This window comes from Paraburkholderia sp. BL21I4N1, assembly GCF_002973525.1.
Classification (GTDB): domain Bacteria; phylum Pseudomonadota; class Gammaproteobacteria; order Burkholderiales; family Burkholderiaceae; genus Paraburkholderia.
On sequence record NZ_PVEN01000015.1, the window covers coordinates 28,100 to 42,742 of the forward strand.

Below are 14,643 nucleotides of genomic sequence, written 5' to 3' on the forward strand. Positions count from 1 at the left end.
AGGGAACCTGAGAATGGAAAACAAATCACATGCCTTCTGGGCGGGGCTCTTCACGGTAGCCTTGCTGGCGGCCATTGCCGTTGCGGCTTTTTTGTTCAACGTCGACCGCTCCGTGCGGGTGCCGTACGATCTGATCGCGCGCACCAACGTGACAGGGCTTTATACGGACGCCGCGGTGCGCTATCGCGGGCTCGACGTCGGCAAGGTGCAGTCGATCAAATTCGACCGCGACCATCCGGGGCAAATCCTGATCCGCATTCTGGTCGACACGCACGCGCCGATCACGCGTTCGACCTTCGGCAGCCTGGGTTTTCAGGGCGTGACCGGGATCGCGTTCATCCAGCTCGATGACAACGGGCGCGATCCGTCGCCGCTGCCGTCGTCGGTGAAGGATGTCGCGCAGTTGCCGATGCGTCCGGGCCTGCTCGATCAACTACAGCAACGCGGCGACGTGCTGCTGCGCAAACTCGAAAAAGTCACGGACGACGTCGACAATTTGCTGTCGCCGGAGATGGTCGCGCAGTTGCACGGCACCGCGGCCAGCATCCAGAAAGCCGCCGACGGCGTCGCCACGTTGACCCAGCAATTCGCGCCGGCGGCGGGCAAGCTGCCCGGCACGATCGACCAGCTGGATCGCACGCTGGCGTCGACCAATCAGCTGATCACCAGTCTGAGCCGCGTGGACGGCCCGTTCGAGACCAACCTGAACAAGGTCGGCACGGCGGCCCAGCAGGCCGGCGACGCGCTGACGCAGATGAACGGCTCGTTGCAGGAACTGTCGTCGCGGGTCGGTTACGACACCTTGCCGCGCGTCAATTCGCTTGCCGAGGACGTGCGCTCCGCCGCCCGCTCGGTGGACCGCGCGGCCGACTCGTTCAGCACCAATCCGAGCGGTTTGCTGTTCGGCGGCACGCCGCGCGCGGCGCCCGGTCCGGGCGAGGCCGGTTTCACGTGGCCCGCCGGGCATGCCGCCGCGCCCGCCGCCGCTAAATGAATCGATGAATTTGCAGGTTTGAAGAAAGGAAGATTGTCATGTCACGCTTGACCCACCGATTGTTGTCCTCGAGCGCCGCATTGACGGTACTGCTCGCGTTCGGCGTGCTAGCTGCGGGCTGCGCCGGCAATCCGGCCGCGCTCGCCGACATTCGCTACGACTTCGGGCCGCCGAATCCGGCGGCGTCGGCGGGCACGTCGCCGGCCGTGAAGGTGCTCGAAGTGAGCGCACCCGACATGCTCGAGTCCAACAAGCTGATCTACCGCCTCAGCTACGCCGACGCGCAACAGACCGCGTCCTACGCGAACAGCCACTGGACCATGACGCCCGCGCAACTGCTGACGCAGCGCCTGCGCGGCGCGCTCAGTTCGCGCGGCACCGTGCTGACGGGCGCCGACGGCGTGGCCGCGCCGGTGCTGAAGGTCGATCTGAGCGAGTTCGAGCAGGTCTTCGACAGCCAGTCCGAAAGTCACGCCGCCGTGACCGCGCGCGTCACGTTGACGCAAAGCGGCAAGGTGATCGGCCAGCGCACGTTTATCGCGCGCGCGCCGTCCAGTTCGGCGGACGCCGCCGGCGGCGCGCAGGCGCTCGCCGTCGCCAGCGACGACCTGGTCTCGCAGATCGGCGCGTGGCTGGGCGTGCAGGCGCTGGTCGCCGCGCAGTGATCCACATGCAGCGCGCGCAACGGAGCGCTGCGTGAGCGTAAAACCCTGGCAGCGCCGTCCGTCGGCGCTCGCCCGGCAAGCGTTGGTGCTGTATGCCGCGCTGATCGTGTACGGTTCGTGGTATCCGTTTTCCGGCTGGCGTTCGCTCGGCCTTGCTCCGTTTGCCTATCTGTTCGATCCCATGCCGCAGTACCTGACGGCGTTCGACGTCGTCACGAACGTGCTCGGCTATATGCCGTTCGGCGCGCTGGTGGTGCTGGCGGTCTATCCGCGCTGGCGCGGCACGCTGGCGGTGGCGCTGGCCTTCGTGCTGGGCGGCTTGCTGTCGGGCACGATGGAAGCCGTGCAGACCTATCTGCCGACGCGCGTCGCGTCCAATCTCGATCTGGCCGCCAATGCGCTCGGCGCGTTGCTCGGCGCGGCGATCATGTCGCCCGCCACCGGCGCGCTGCTCGATCGCGGCCTGTTGCGGCGTTTGCGGCTGCTGTGGTTCGAGCGCGATAGCGCCGCGCTCGTCTGCCTCGTCGCGGCGTGGCCGTTCGCGACCATGTATCCCGCGCCGCGTCTGTTCGGGCTCGGCAACTGGCCGCGCGCGTTGTGGCTGCGTTTCGATTCGACGACGCAGGATGCGTTGCTCGCGTGGGCGCCGTCCGGCTGGCACGTCGGCGCGTGGCCCGCGTTGCTCGCGGCGCGGTTGCCCGACGATACGTGGGAGGCGCTGATCGCCGCGCTCAACCTGTTTGCCGCACTCGCGCTGGCGTCGCTGCCGGTGCGCCGGCATGCGCCGCTGGTGCGTCTGCTATTGGTGTTTGTCTTCGCGACGTTGTGCGTGAAAGTCGGCGCGACGTTTCTGCAATCGCAGTCGGGGCTCGCGTTCAATTGGGCGACGCCGGGCGCGCTCGCGGGGCTCGTGGGTGGCGCGGCGTTGGCGTTGCTGGCGTTGCGTCTGCGGCGCGGAGCGCGAGCGGCGCTCGCCGCCGGTGCGCTGATCGTCTCGTTGGTGCTCGTCAATCTGCTGCCGGTGAATCCGTACTTCGACGTCGTGCTCGCCGACTGGCGGCAAGGGCGGTATCTGCACTTCAACGGTCTGGCGCATTGGCTGGCGTGGAGCTGGCCATATGCGGCGCTGGTGTGGCTCGCGTTTGTGGTTGAGCAGGCGTGGCTCAAGCGACGAGTGAGGCGAGTGTGACGTGAGTGTGAGGTGAGGCCGCCGCCCCCGTCAGCGTCTGCGACCGGCGGCCTCGCTCGTTATAATCGTCCGCATAAACCGGCGCGCTACCGCGCTTACAACGCCATTCCCCACTCTTACAGTTTCGTCCCCGGACATCATGGACTCCTTCTACAAGTACCACGTCTTTTTCTGTCTCAATCAGCGCGATCCCGGTGCCGAGCGTCCGAGCTGCGCGAACTGCAACGCGCAAGCCATGCAGGAGCATGCGAAAAAACGGGTGAAGCAACTCGGTCTCGCGGGCCCCGGTCAGGTGCGAATCAACAAGGCCGGTTGTCTCGAACGTTGCGAACTCGGACCGGCGCTCGTCGTGTATCCGGAAGGCATCTGGTACACGTATGTGGACGAGAGCGATATCGACGAAATCGTCGATTCGCACCTGGTGAACGGCAAGATTGTCGAGCGTCTGAAAATCGATCAATAAGCATCGTCATGAACGTACACACGAAAAAATATCTGATCGACGGCCCGGTCGGCAAGATCGAAGTCGCGCTGGATCTGCCCGACGAGATGCGCGAGAACGGCGCCGCGCCGCGCGGCATCGCGCTGGTCGCGCATCCGCATCCGCTGTTCGGCGGCACGATGGACAACAAGGTCGCGCAGACGCTCGCCCGCACGCTCGTGCAGTTGAACTACGTGACGTATCGCTCGAATTTCCGTGGCGTCGGTGAGACGCAAGGCGAGCATGACGCGGGCATCGGCGAGCGCGACGATCTGCGCGCCGTGCTGGATCACATGCGCGCCGAACCGGGGCAGGCCGATCTGCCCCTCGTGCTTGCGGGTTTTTCGTTCGGCACGTTCGTGCTTTCGCACGTGGCCGCGAAGCTGCGCGAGGAAGAACGGGCGATCGAGCGGATCGTTTTTGTCGGCACGGCGGCGAGCCGCTGGGAGGTGGCGCCCGTGCCGGAGAACACGCTGGTGATTCACGGCGAGACCGACGAAACGGTGCCCATTCAATCGGTTTACGACTGGGCGCGGCCGCAGGAATTACCGGTCATCGTGATTCCGGGGGCGGAACACTTTCTGCATCGCAAGCTGCACGTGCTCAAGCGGATCATTGTCGACGCATGGCGTTAAGCAGTGCGTCGCGCCGCGTTTTCCGGGGTACAGGTACGCGCAAACGCAAATTAATCGTCTCCGTTTGCGCAAAGTTACCAGGTTAGCGCGCGTATAATGAGCGCTCTTTTTTGGGCGCAGCGCCGCCCATCCGGCAGTTCGCGCGACGCGTAACCTGGTAGTTTCGTGGTTGTTTCCTGGTTGTTGCGCGCGCAGCGGTGTCGGATGCAGGGCGCGCTGCGCGAACCGATCGCGTAGCCGGAAGTCCAATGGGCGCCGCGCCGTTTTTGCGGCCAGACGCTCGCCGACCGGCTCTTCCAAACTATGCGCCCTGCGCGCGATGTATTTTTCTGCACGAATCGACCCTATGCGTTTCTCCACTTCCGGCCGCACGTCCTTCCCTTCAGTTGCTTCCTTCGTTCCCTCTTCGCTTAGTCGTGCCGTGACGCTCGGCGTCGTGCTGCCGGCCACGCTCGTGGCCAGCACCGCGTTCGCGCAAGTGCCGCCGCCGGCTGTGAACGCGCGTTCGTGGGTACTCGTCGACGCCACCAGCAACCAGGTGCTCGCGTCGGGCAATGCCGACGAGCGCGTGGAACCGGCGTCGCTGACCAAGCTGATGACTGCGTACCTCGTCTTCGAGGCACTGCAGGCGAAAAAGATCACGATGGACCAGACGGTGATGCCGAGCGAAGCGGTGCGCCGGGTGAAAACCGACGAATCGCGCATGTTCATCGAGGCGAACAAGCCGGTGACCGTGCACGATCTGGTGTACGGCATGATTATCCAGTCGGGTAACGACGCGGCGATCGCGCTGGCCGAACTGGTCGGCGGCAGCGAGTCGCAGTTCGTCAACATGATGAACAACGAAGCGGCAAAGCTCGGCATGAAGCACACGCATTTCGCCGACGTGAACGGCATGCCCGATCCGCAGCACTACACCACGGCGGGCGACCTCGCGGTGCTGTCGGCGCGTTTGATTCGCGACTTCCCCGACTACTACAACATCTTCTCGGTCAAGGAATTCACGTACAACAAGATCAAGCAGCCGAACCGTAATCGTCTGCTGTGGATCGACCCGACCGTCGACGGTCTGAAGACCGGCCACACGCAAGCGGCCGGCTATTGCCTGATCGCCAGCGCGAAGCGTCCGCTGCCGGGCACGACCGACGGCTCGCGCCGTCTCGTCACGGTCATGATGGGCGAAACCAAAGAGCACGACCGGGTGCAGGACAGCCTGAAGATGTTGAGCTACGGCTACACCGCGTACGACACGGTGCGTTTGTACAAGGCGAACCAGGTGGTCGGCACGCCGCGCGTCTACAAAGGTGCGCAAGACACGGTGCAGATCGGCGTGAAGGGCGATCAGTACATCACCGTGCCGAAGGGCATGGGCGACAAGGTGAAGCCGCAGATCGAGCAGAACGATCCGCTGATCGCGCCGATCGCGAACGGTCAGCAGGTCGGCACGGCCAAGCTGGTCGCCGACGGCAAGGTGCTGGCGCAATTCCCGATCGTCGCGTTGCAGGCGGTGCCGCAAGCCGGCGTGGTCGGCCGCGTGTGGGATTCGCTGATGTTGATGTTCAACAAGAAGAAGTAAGAGCCTGCCCGCAATGACCGCTGTTGACGATGTTTCGCACGACCCGATCGTTTATCTGAACGGCGAGTTGGTGCCGTTATCCGAGGCGCGCGTGCCGGTTCTCGATCGCGGCTTTATTTTCGGTGACGGCATTTACGAAGTCGCGCCGCTGTACGCAGGTAATGCGGGCCGTCGCACGCCGTTTCGTTTCGCGCAGCATCTGGCGCGGCTGGCCCGCTCGGTGGACAAGATCGGCATCGCCAACCCGTTCGACGACGCCGGCTGGCGTGCGCTGGTCGCCCGTGTGGTCGCGGCCAATGAGGCGCATGCCGGTTTGCGCGCCGATCAGGACGCGATTGCCTATATTCAGGTGACACGCGGTGTCGCGAAGCGCGGTCATGCGTTTCCGGCCGGCATTCAGCCAACCGTGTTCGTGATGGTCACGCCGCTAAACCTGCCGTCTGAAGCGCAGCGTGCGCAAGGCGTGCGTTGCGTCACAGCGGAAGATCGCCGGTGGCTGAATTGCGATATCAAGTCGGTGTCGCTGCTCGGCAATGTGCTGATGGCGCAATACGCCGCCGAGAACGACGCGTTCGAAACGATCCAGTTTCGTGACGGCATGCTGACCGAAGGGGCGTCGTCGAATGTGTGGGTAGTGAAGGGCGGCGTCCTGGCTGCGCCGCCGCGCAGTCACAAGATTCTCGAAGGGATTCGCTACGGGCTGATCGAAACGCTCGCGCAGGAAAGCGGCATCCGTTTCGAGGCCCGTGAGATTAGCGAGGCCGAATTGCGTGCCGCCGACGAGATCATCGTCAGCTCGGCCACCAAGGAAGTGCTGCCCGTCACGCAGCTCGACGGTCAGCCGATCGGCGAGGGCCGACCGGGCGCGGTCTTTGCAGCACTGTACGCGGGCTATCAGCGAGCCAAAGCCAAAGAAGCGCAACACGCGCAAGAAGCGCAGCAAGGAGTTAAGAATGAATCCCGAGAAAACATCACTGCTTGAGTTTCCCTGCGATTTCCCCATCAAGATCATGGGAAAAACGCACCCGGACTTCACCGAGACGATCGTGGAGGTGGTCCGTAAGTTCGATAACGACGTCGACACGTCGCGCCTCGAAACGCGGCCGTCGAGTGGCGGTAACTACACCGGTTTGACGGTCACGGTGCGCGCTACCAGCCAGGAGCAGCTCGACGATATCTATCGCGCGCTGACCGGGCATCCGATGGTTAAAGTGGTGCTTTGAGGTTTCGCATTATCTGAAACGTTTGATTGATTACGGCGTGACGTGCAACGCGTCCGCCGGCTGAGCGGCGTCAGTCTCGCCGCCTGGCCCCACCTCGCAGGCCTGGTCGAATAGCTGCCTGAAACGTCCCACCTCCGCGAAGACCCAGTCGCGAAACGCCTTGACCCGCGCGGTCTCGAGCATCTGCGGCGGGCAGATGAAGTAGTACTGCCACGGGCTCGGCCCATCGACATCGAATAGACGTACAAGGCGCCCGGCCGCGATTTCGTGCATGGCGAGCGAGCGGCGCGTGAGCGCGACGCCCTGACCGTCGATCGCCGCCTGCAGCAGATTCGACGAATCCTGATACAGCACCCCGCGCTTCGGCTCCGGCCAGTCGGTGAGACCGGCGGCGTCGAACCACGGGCGCCACAATTCGTCGTCGGAGCGCAGCAGCGGGACTTTGGCGAGATCGGCCGGCGTTTGCGGCAACTTGCCGCCGTTGAAGCCCGGCGCGCAGGCTGGAAAGAAAATCTCCTCCAGCAGCAGCTCCGCGTGCAACCCCGAATATTTGCCGAAACCGAAACGGATCGCCACGTCGACGTCGTCGCGCGCGAAATCCGTGAGGGCATTGGTGGACAGCAATTCGAGATCCCATTGCGGATGCGCCTCGATAAAGCTGCCGATGCGCGGCGTCACCCAGCGCGCCGCGAACGACGACAACATCGACACGACCAGGCGCCGCTCGCGGTCGCCGGCGCGGATTTCGCGGGTGGCGTCGGCGAGCGCCATCAGCGCGCCGCGCACGTGCGTGGCGTAGCGCCGACCGGTGTCGGTGAGGCGCACGCGTTTGCCGTCGCGCGCGAACAGCGAGACGCCCAGTTCGGCCTCCAGCGCGCGGATCTGATGGCTGACGGCGCCGTGCGTGACGAAAAGTTCGTCGGCGGCGCGCGAGAAGCTCTCGTGGCGGGCGGCGGCTTCGAACGCCTTGATCGCGTTCAGTGCGGGGAGTTGCCGGAGGTCCATCGCAATATTTCTCACATAGAGGTGAAAATTGATCGTTTTGCGTAAACCCTTGCTACGCCTACGATTGTAGCCATGAAACGATTTTTGGCGAGGGCATCATGCGAGAAATTTCCTCTAGTATCGGGTTTGAAATCCGTAGCGGCGAAACCATTCCCATGAAGGTAGCACGCAGCACCCGGCTGGTCGTGCACGGCGGCGCGGTCTGGGTCACGCGTAGTGACGACACGGAAGACTACTGGCTGCAACCCGGCCATACGCTCCGGCTGCGCTGTGGCGAGCGGCTGTGGCTGAGCGCCGAGGGCGGCGTGCAGGCAAAGGTGACGTTTTCCGTGCCGACGCGCTGCGATCAGCGCGCGCTGAACTGGTTCGCGCGGATCGGCGAACGGCTCGCGGCCCGTATGCGCGGTGGCTGGCGCACGGTTTGACCGACCTGGGAGCGGTCACGCGGTCGCGCCCGGCACGGTTCCTGTTTCCTTGTTCAACGGGGATTCCCAGATTTCGGTAAACTGGCGGGATTATGTGCGCCACCCCGGTTTCCCCGTCTCCCTTGCCCGCCACGGCGCCGCTTACGCTGCGCTGGCTGGGCAGCGAACCCTACGAAGCCAGTTTCGAAGCCATGCGTGCGTTCACCGACGCCCGCACGGCTGGGACTCCCGACGAAATCTGGCTAGTCGAACACCCTCCCGTCTTCACGCTCGGCCAGGCCGGCGACCCGGCACACCTGCTGGCCGCCGACAGCGGCATTCCGCTGGTCAAGGTTGATCGCGGCGGCCAGATCACTTACCACGGCCCCGGCCAGGTCGTGGCCTACCTGTTGCTTGACCTGCGACGCCGCAAGCTGATGGTGCGCGAGATGGTCACGCGAATCGAGCAGGCCGTGATCGACACCCTCGCGGCGTATAATCTTGCCGGAGAACGCAAGGCGGGCGCCCCTGGTATCTACGTGGGCGCCGGGTCAGATGCGGGACCGGACGCCGAACTGCACGCCGGTGCGAAGATCGCCGCGCTGGGTCTGAAAATCCGTAACGGCTGCAGCTATCACGGCGTGAGCCTGAACGTGAACATGGACTTGCGGCCGTTTCTGGCCATCAATCCGTGCGGCTACGCGGGGCTCGAAACAGTCGACATGGCAACGCTGGGCGTCACGGCCGACTGGAACCATGTGGCCCGCACCTTTGCAGAACGCCTCACCGCAAACCTCGACGGCAGTCCTGCGGCCGTCGCCCAACCGCAGGCCGGTGCGCTCACCGCCTGACTGGACCGAACGAATGACTGACGTTACCGCGAACCTCGCAACTTCTCCCGCTTCCGACGCCGTGCCGGCTTCAGCCGCTGCTTACGACGCGACCGCGAAGCAGAAGGCGCAAGCCAAAACCGCCCGTATTCCCATCAAGATCATCCCGATCGAAAAGCTGAAGAAGCCCGACTGGATTCGCGTCAAAGCGGCAACCGGCAATTCACGCTTTTACGAAATCAAGCAGATTCTGCGCGAACACAATCTGCACACGGTGTGTGAGGAAGCGAGCTGCCCGAACATTGGCGAGTGCTTTGGCAAGGGCACGGCCACGTTCATGATCATGGGTGACAAGTGCACGCGCCGCTGCCCGTTCTGCGACGTCGGCCACGGCCGACCGGATCCGCTCGATGTCGAGGAACCCGGCAATCTGGCGCGCACCATCGCCGCGCTGAAGCTGAAGTATGTGGTGATCACCAGCGTGGACCGTGACGACTTGCGTGACGGTGGCGCGGCTCACTTCGTGGAATGCATCCGCCAGACGCGTGAACTCTCGCCGGAAACGCGCATCGAAATTCTGACGCCGGACTTCCGCGGCCGTCTGGATCGCGCGATCGGCATTCTGAACGCGGCTCCGCCGGACGTGATGAACCACAATCTCGAAACGGTGCCGCGTTTGTACAAGGAAGCGCGCCCGGGTTCGGATTACGCGCATTCGCTGAAGCTGCTTAAGGACTTCAAGGCATTGCATCCGGACGTTGCCACCAAGTCGGGTCTGATGGTCGGCCTTGGTGAAACCGAAGAAGAAATTCTGCAGGTAATGCGCGACCTGCGCGAACACAATGTGGACATGCTGACGATCGGCCAGTACCTGCAGCCGTCGGAACACCACCTGCCGGTGCGCTCGTACGTGCATCCGGACACGTTCAAGATGTACGAGGAAGAAGCGTACAAGATGGGCTTCACGCATGCTGCGGTGGGCGCAATGGTTCGTTCGAGCTATCACGCCGATTTGCAGGCGCATGGAGCCGGCGTGGTCTGAGTATTTTGGATCGCTGTCCGTATTAAACAAAGCCCGCACTTGATGCGGGCTTTGTTTTTGGTGGATCGACCTTCGAGGCCGATTCACAAGCGCTAGCGATAGTAGCGTGCAAGCACCATGCAAACCGATGAAATCGTGGTGCCCACAATCGTGAAGGGAATCATGGCGGCGATGAAACGGTCGCGCATGGCTCGGTTTTCGATGATGTAGTCGATCAGATTGGGCATGTGGCCTCTCCGTGTGTAGAGATTTTGAAAGTATAAAGTAATGGAAATAAATTAGTTAGGTTAACGAAAAATGAGATATGCAGTATGAGGTTGTGACGAGTGCCGTCATGAGCAATGAAGCCCACATCAGCCTGCGGCTGCGTGCTTTTTCTTCACTGTCGTAGGCCGGATCTGGCATTGAATCGGCGACGCCAAACGATACGATGACGGACGACGCCACGATAAACATGCCATGCCAAAGCAGGCCGGCGAACAACATGGCTCGAGTGCCGTCTGACGATGCATGGCTTAGCGCGCCGCCGATCTCATGGCACGCGCTCGCGCACATCGAAATGACGACCCACAGAAGCTGCCCCTCCTTCACGCAGCGCATCGCGATACCTCTCGACGCGAGCCGATAGAAACGCGAGAAACCGAGCAGGGGCAGCAACGCGATCGGCGCCAGAATCGGCACGCCCACATTGAAGAACAGCCAACTCAGGCGGCCAGGAAAATCGGACATGGAAAGGTGCGGTGAAAACGATCCGACGATCTTCGCGCGGTCGCCAAGGCACGGTCAATATGCCGAACGGCCTGCTTGCGTGCGAGCATGGCAAGCCTCATCATTCGCTGGAGCTGGCTCAATGCCCGCGGCAGCAGTCGCTCGTAGCTAACCGAACGTGAAAAGCAATGCTTGAACGGCGTGATTAGCAATTGCGGATTAAATAGAACCGTCAGTGAACAAACTCCCTATAGTCGGAAGCCTCGCAGACACTATCCACACACGAGGTTTCCCGATGAAGCGCTTTCACCGTCCGCTGGCCGCGGTCGTTACGCTGTTCGCACTGTCCGCGACGTTTGTTTCCCCGGCACACGCCGACAACAAAGAAGTCGTGATCGCGTATCAGGACATGGTGGTGCCGTGGCGCTACGCGCAGGCCACTGGTGAGGTCGAGAAAGCCACGGGGTACAAGGTGACGTATCGCAAGCTCGGCAGCGGCGCCGACGTGATCCGTGCGCTCGCCTCCGGTTCGGTGCAGCTCGGCGAAGCCGGGTCGAGCCCGATCGCGGCGGGGTTGTCGCAAGGTGTCGATATTTCGCTATTCTGGATTCTGGACAATATCAACAACGCTGAAGCGCTGGTCGCGCGCGACGGCTCGAATGTGACGAGTGTCGCGGGATTGAAAGGCAAGAAAATCGGCGTGCCGTTCGTGTCGACTTCGCACTTTCATACGCTGGTTGCGTTGCAGAGCGCAGGCGTGAATCCGGCCGACGTAAAGATCGTCAACCTGCGGCCGCCCGAAGTCGCAGCGGCCTGGGCGCGCGGCGACATCGACGCGACTTACATCTGGGACCCGGTTCTGGCCAAGGTCAAACAGAACGGCAAGGTGCTGATCACGTCGGGTCAGGTCGCTCAGCAAACCGGCAAAGCAACTTTCGACGGCTTCGTTGTCGATCGCAAATTCGCGACTCAGAACGCGGAGTTTGTCGAGCGTTTCGTGAAGGTGCTGGCTGCGACCGACGCGAGCTATCGCGAACACACGTCTGCGTGGAGCGCGGTGTCGCCGCAGGTGGAGGCCGTCGCGAAAGAGTCCGGCGCCAACGCGCAAGACGTGCCGGCGAGCCTCGCGCTGTACGGCTTCCCGACGCCCGCGCAGCAGGCGTCGAATGCATGGCTGGGTGGTGGCGCGCAATCGGGCGCGGCGAAGTCGATGGCTGCGACCGCCGCGTTCCTGAAGACGCAAGGCACCATCCAGAACGTGCTCGCCGACTATTCGAGCGGCGTCGATCCGCGGTTCGTGCAGCGCGCGGCGCATTGATCGACGCAGGTTGTTTCACATCCGCAGTATGAGGTCGAGCCATGAGCGGTCTTGAAATCCGGCGATTGCACGTCGCCTATGAAGGCGCACGCGGCGCGGCCCCACACGTCGCGCTCGCGGACGTCGATCTGCATATCGGCGCCGGTGAGTTCGTCGTCGCGTTGGGCGCGTCGGGCTGCGGCAAGACGACCTTGCTCAACTGCATCGCCGGTTTCATCACGCCGACCGAGGGGGAAGTGCGCCTGAACGGCGAGGTCGTGCGCGGCCCCGGCGCGGATCGCGGCGTGGTGTTTCAGAAGTACGCGCTGATGCCGTGGCTCGACGTGCTCGACAACGTCGCGCTCGGCTTGCGGTTTCAACGCGTGCCGAAAGCGGAGCGCGAGCGCATCGCGCGCGAGATGCTGGCGCTGGTGGGGCTCGACAAGCATGCGCACTCGCGGGTCTATGCGCTCTCGGGTGGCATGCAGCAGCGCGTGGGCATTGCGCGCGCGCTGGCGAGCGACCCGCAAGTGCTGCTGATGGACGAGCCGATGGGCGCGCTCGATTCAATGACGCGCGAGTCGATGCAGGAACTCGTACTCGACGTATGGGGCCGCACGCGCAAGACGGTGTTTTTCATCACGCATAGCGTTGAGGAAGCGCTGTTTCTCGCGACCCGTCTCGTCGTCATGACGCCGGGTCCGGGACGTATCGCCGAAAGCTACGATCTACCGTTTGCGCGACGTTTTCTCGAAACGCATGATGCACGCGCGGTGAAATCGTCGCCAGACTTCATCGAATGGCGGGAGCGACTGGTGCGTCGCCTGCATGAGCGCAATCAGGAAGAGGTGGTGTCGTGACGGCTTCACGCGAAACATTGAGCACGGTGCCCGTGAACCGGAAAAACGAACCCGCCGCAGGCAAGACGCGGCCCACTCAAGGCTGGCGCTTGCCGGGCGAAGGCCCAACCGCCGCATTGAGCGCAATCTCAGTCGCGACGCTCGCGGCGCTGTGGTGGTTCGCGACACATCTGCATTGGCTGCCGCCGTTATTTCTGCCGACACCGGAAGCGGTCTGGGCGGCATTCCTCGACGCATGGCACGGACGCATCCAGGGCGGCTTGCCGCTCTCCGAGCATCTCGCCTGGAGCGCGCTGCGGGTATTCGGCGCGTTCGCGCTGGCGGCCGTCACGGCGGTGCCGGTGGGGATTCTGATGGGCGTGAGCCGGGTCGCGCGCGGGCTGCTCGATCCGCCGCTGGAGTTCTATCGGCCGTTACCGCCGCTCGCTTACCTGCCGCTCGTGGTGATCTGGTTCGGTATCGACGAAACCGCGAAGATCGTCGTGATTTATCTCGCGTGTTTCGCGCCGATCGCAATGGCTGCGCGCGCTGGCGCACGCAGCGCGACCGTCGAGCAGATTCACGCGGCGTATTCGCTGGGCGGCCGTTTTTCGCAGGTGGTGCGGCACGTGGTGCTGCCTGCGGCGTTGCCGGAGATATTGACGGGACTGCGGATTGCGATCGGCTTCGGCTGGACCACGTTGGTTGCGGCCGAAATGGTCGCGGCGACGGCGGGACTCGGTCAGATGGTGCTCAACGCGTCGAGCTTTTTGCGCACCGACGTGGTGGTGATGGGCATCGTGCTGATCGGCTTGATCGCATGGCTGTTCGATCTCGGCATGCGTGCGCTGGAACGGCGACTGGTGCCGTGGAAAGGGCGCGTATAAGAGACCACTGAAAGGCCGCGAGCGCGGCAAACGCGAACCGTACAGCGGCTGGTCAGGCCGGCGCGATCCACACAATGGTCAATCACCCCGCCGCGAAGCAGCCAGCGCCGACACCGCTCAACCAAACAGCTCGATCACCCGCCAGCCGCGATCGTTCGCGATAGTGCGCAAACGCGGATCGGGATTCGTCGCGACGGGATCGGTGACGAGTTCCAGCAACGGCACGTCGTTGATCGAATCGCTATAAAACCAGCTCTGCGGAAAGTCCTGCAGACGGTGTCCGAGCGACGCCAGCCAATGCTCGGTCCGCGTGATCTTGCCTTCGCGGAAGGTCGGCACACCGACCGCCTTACCGGTGAAGCGCGCCGCCGGATCGTCGCCTTCAGTGCCCAGATCGATTCCCAGCAGATGATCGAAACCGAGCGCCTTGCCGATCGGCTTCGTGATGAAAACGTTGGTGGCGGTGACGATGCAGCACAGGTCGCCCGCCGCGATATGGCGTTGCACGATTTCGCGCGCGGCCGGCAAGATGGCCGGCGTGATCACTTCGCGCATGAACTGCGCATGCCACGCGTCGAGTTGCTCGCGCGAGTGACGTGCCAGCGGCGCCAGCGTGTAGTTCAGATAAGCCGCCATATCGAGCGTGCCGGCCACGTACTGACGGTAGTAACCGTCGATCTCTTCGGCGTGCCGCGCCGCGCCTTCTATTCCCAAGCCAGCAATGAAGTGGGCCCACGCCTGATCGCTATCGAGCGGCAGCAGCGTATGGTCCAGGTCGAACAGCGCAAGATTGCGGCTCATCCAGAGTCCTTTTGGTTTATTAGGTCGAATCAATCGCGTGGCTGACGCGCATCAGCCGGCGCACAGC

Annotated in this window: 18 protein-coding genes; 14 read left to right on the forward strand and 4 right to left on the reverse strand. The window is 63.5% G+C overall.

The annotated features are described in order from the left end of the window. The first annotated feature begins 13 nt into the window (after nt 1-13). From B0G83_RS28775 to B0G83_RS28810, 8 genes are all read left to right on the forward strand, one after another. Complete coding sequence (locus B0G83_RS28775) at nt 14-994, forward strand: MlaD family protein (protein WP_105510794.1); 981 nt, start codon at nt 14-16, stop codon at nt 992-994. Nucleotides 995-1,032: 38 nt separating this feature from the next. Next, complete coding sequence (locus B0G83_RS28780) at nt 1,033-1,659, forward strand: ABC-type transport auxiliary lipoprotein family protein (protein ID WP_105510795.1); 627 nt, start codon at nt 1,033-1,035, stop codon at nt 1,657-1,659. 31 nt (nt 1,660-1,690) lie between these two features. Then, nucleotides 1,691-2,848, forward strand: a complete 1,158-nt coding sequence (locus B0G83_RS28785) for a VanZ family protein (protein ID WP_105510796.1) — start codon at nt 1,691-1,693, stop codon at nt 2,846-2,848. 139 nt (nt 2,849-2,987) lie between these two features. Beyond that, on the forward strand, nt 2,988-3,311 hold the full coding sequence (locus B0G83_RS28790; RefSeq protein WP_105510797.1) for a ferredoxin: 324 nt from the start codon (nt 2,988-2,990) through the stop codon (nt 3,309-3,311). Nucleotides 3,312-3,319: 8 nt separating this feature from the next. Beyond that, a complete protein-coding gene (locus B0G83_RS28795) occupies nt 3,320-3,964 on the forward strand; it encodes an alpha/beta hydrolase (protein ID WP_105510798.1) in 645 nt (214 codons plus the stop codon). Nucleotides 3,965-4,310: 346 nt separating this feature from the next. After that, nucleotides 4,311-5,540: a D-alanyl-D-alanine carboxypeptidase family protein gene (locus B0G83_RS28800; protein WP_105510799.1), complete on the forward strand. Its 1,230-nt coding sequence runs from the start codon at nt 4,311-4,313 to the stop codon at nt 5,538-5,540. Nucleotides 5,541-5,553: 13 nt separating this feature from the next. After that, nucleotides 5,554-6,522 (forward strand): D-amino acid aminotransferase, encoded by a 969-nt coding sequence (locus B0G83_RS28805; RefSeq protein WP_105510800.1) that lies wholly within the window; start codon nt 5,554-5,556, stop codon nt 6,520-6,522. Further along, nucleotides 6,494-6,763 carry a DUF493 family protein gene (locus B0G83_RS28810; RefSeq protein ID WP_105510801.1) on the forward strand — a complete coding sequence of 90 codons (270 nt, stop codon included), beginning with the start codon at nt 6,494-6,496 and terminating at the stop codon, nt 6,761-6,763. The genes B0G83_RS28805 and B0G83_RS28810 overlap by 29 nt, the downstream gene beginning before the upstream one ends. Before the next feature lie 30 nt (nt 6,764-6,793). Here B0G83_RS28810 and B0G83_RS28815 read toward each other — a convergent pair whose 3' ends face one another. Beyond that, nucleotides 6,794-7,768 carry a transcriptional regulator GcvA gene (locus B0G83_RS28815; protein WP_105510802.1) on the reverse strand — a complete coding sequence of 325 codons (975 nt, stop codon included), beginning with the start codon at nt 7,766-7,768 and terminating at the stop codon, nt 6,794-6,796. A 98-nt stretch (nt 7,769-7,866) separates the two neighbouring features. Here B0G83_RS28815 and B0G83_RS28820 point away from each other — a divergent pair, with 98 nt between their 5' ends. The 3 genes from B0G83_RS28820 to lipA all read left to right on the forward strand — a co-directional run bounded on the left by B0G83_RS28820 (nt 7,867) and on the right by lipA (nt 10,044). Beyond that, entirely contained in the window at nt 7,867-8,193 is a 327-nt protein-coding gene (locus B0G83_RS28820; protein ID WP_105510803.1) for a DUF2917 domain-containing protein, read from the forward strand. 92 nt (nt 8,194-8,285) lie between these two features. Then, complete coding sequence (lipB, locus tag B0G83_RS28825) at nt 8,286-9,023, forward strand: lipoyl(octanoyl) transferase LipB (protein WP_105510804.1); 738 nt, start codon at nt 8,286-8,288, stop codon at nt 9,021-9,023. Between the two features lie 13 nt (nt 9,024-9,036). After that, nucleotides 9,037-10,044, forward strand: coding sequence for a lipoyl synthase (gene lipA, locus B0G83_RS28830; protein WP_105510805.1), 1,008 nt, complete (start codon nt 9,037-9,039; stop codon nt 10,042-10,044). A 92-nt stretch (nt 10,045-10,136) separates the two neighbouring features. Here the strand turns inward: lipA and B0G83_RS39265 are convergent, their stop codons facing one another. Beyond that, a complete protein-coding gene (locus tag B0G83_RS39265) occupies nt 10,137-10,271 on the reverse strand; it encodes a hypothetical protein (RefSeq protein WP_258168369.1) in 135 nt (44 codons plus the stop codon). Between the two features lie 55 nt (nt 10,272-10,326). Further along, nucleotides 10,327-10,773 carry a hypothetical protein gene (locus B0G83_RS28835; protein WP_105510806.1) on the reverse strand — a complete coding sequence of 149 codons (447 nt, stop codon included), beginning with the start codon at nt 10,771-10,773 and terminating at the stop codon, nt 10,327-10,329. A gap of 274 nt (nt 10,774-11,047) precedes the next feature. Here B0G83_RS28835 and tauA point away from each other — a divergent pair, with 274 nt between their 5' ends. Genes tauA through B0G83_RS28850 form a run of 3 tightly spaced genes read left to right on the forward strand, consistent with a single transcriptional unit; the run spans nt 11,048 to nt 13,775 of the window. Then, nucleotides 11,048-12,070, forward strand: a complete 1,023-nt coding sequence (gene tauA, locus B0G83_RS28840; RefSeq protein WP_105510807.1) for a taurine ABC transporter substrate-binding protein — start codon at nt 11,048-11,050, stop codon at nt 12,068-12,070. Between the two features lie 41 nt (nt 12,071-12,111). Beyond that, nucleotides 12,112-12,909, forward strand: a complete 798-nt coding sequence (locus tag B0G83_RS28845) for a taurine ABC transporter ATP-binding protein (RefSeq protein WP_105510808.1) — start codon at nt 12,112-12,114, stop codon at nt 12,907-12,909. Nucleotides 12,910-12,941: 32 nt separating this feature from the next. Then, nucleotides 12,942-13,775: an ABC transporter permease subunit gene (locus B0G83_RS28850; protein ID WP_258168370.1), complete on the forward strand. Its 834-nt coding sequence runs from the start codon at nt 12,942-12,944 to the stop codon at nt 13,773-13,775. A gap of 117 nt (nt 13,776-13,892) precedes the next feature. Here B0G83_RS28850 and B0G83_RS28855 read toward each other — a convergent pair whose 3' ends face one another. Then, on the reverse strand, nt 13,893-14,576 hold the full coding sequence (locus B0G83_RS28855; protein WP_105510810.1) for an HAD family phosphatase: 684 nt from the start codon (nt 14,574-14,576) through the stop codon (nt 13,893-13,895). Nucleotides 14,577-14,643: the final 67 nt, after the last annotated feature.

What these genes read in the sequence shown, in the direction of transcription:
- B0G83_RS28780 (WP_105510795.1), top strand. Translation starts at nt 1,033, where the DNA reads ATGTCACGCTTGACCCACCGATTGTTGTCCTCGAGCGCCGCATTGACG.
- lipA (WP_105510805.1), top strand. Translation starts at nt 9,037, where the DNA reads ATGACTGACGTTACCGCGAACCTCGCAACTTCTCCCGCTTCCGACGCC.
- B0G83_RS28800 (WP_105510799.1), top strand. Translation starts at nt 4,311, where the DNA reads ATGCGTTTCTCCACTTCCGGCCGCACGTCCTTCCCTTCAGTTGCTTCC.
- B0G83_RS28855 (WP_105510810.1), bottom strand. Translation starts at nt 14,576, where the DNA reads ATGAGCCGCAATCTTGCGCTGTTCGACCTGGACCATACGCTGCTGCCG.
- B0G83_RS39265 (WP_258168369.1), bottom strand. Translation starts at nt 10,271, where the DNA reads ATGCCCAATCTGATCGACTACATCATCGAAAACCGAGCCATGCGCGAC.
- B0G83_RS28835 (WP_105510806.1), bottom strand. Translation starts at nt 10,773, where the DNA reads ATGTCCGATTTTCCTGGCCGCCTGAGTTGGCTGTTCTTCAATGTGGGC.
- B0G83_RS28805 (WP_105510800.1), top strand. Translation starts at nt 5,554, where the DNA reads ATGACCGCTGTTGACGATGTTTCGCACGACCCGATCGTTTATCTGAAC.
- tauA (WP_105510807.1), top strand. Translation starts at nt 11,048, where the DNA reads ATGAAGCGCTTTCACCGTCCGCTGGCCGCGGTCGTTACGCTGTTCGCA.
- B0G83_RS28790 (WP_105510797.1), top strand. Translation starts at nt 2,988, where the DNA reads ATGGACTCCTTCTACAAGTACCACGTCTTTTTCTGTCTCAATCAGCGC.
- B0G83_RS28775 (WP_105510794.1), top strand. Translation starts at nt 14, where the DNA reads ATGGAAAACAAATCACATGCCTTCTGGGCGGGGCTCTTCACGGTAGCC.
- lipB (WP_105510804.1), top strand. Translation starts at nt 8,286, where the DNA reads ATGTGCGCCACCCCGGTTTCCCCGTCTCCCTTGCCCGCCACGGCGCCG.
- B0G83_RS28810 (WP_105510801.1), top strand. Translation starts at nt 6,494, where the DNA reads ATGAATCCCGAGAAAACATCACTGCTTGAGTTTCCCTGCGATTTCCCC.
- B0G83_RS28795 (WP_105510798.1), top strand. Translation starts at nt 3,320, where the DNA reads ATGAACGTACACACGAAAAAATATCTGATCGACGGCCCGGTCGGCAAG.
- B0G83_RS28820 (WP_105510803.1), top strand. Translation starts at nt 7,867, where the DNA reads ATGCGAGAAATTTCCTCTAGTATCGGGTTTGAAATCCGTAGCGGCGAA.
- B0G83_RS28815 (WP_105510802.1), bottom strand. Translation starts at nt 7,768, where the DNA reads ATGGACCTCCGGCAACTCCCCGCACTGAACGCGATCAAGGCGTTCGAA.
- B0G83_RS28845 (WP_105510808.1), top strand. Translation starts at nt 12,112, where the DNA reads ATGAGCGGTCTTGAAATCCGGCGATTGCACGTCGCCTATGAAGGCGCA.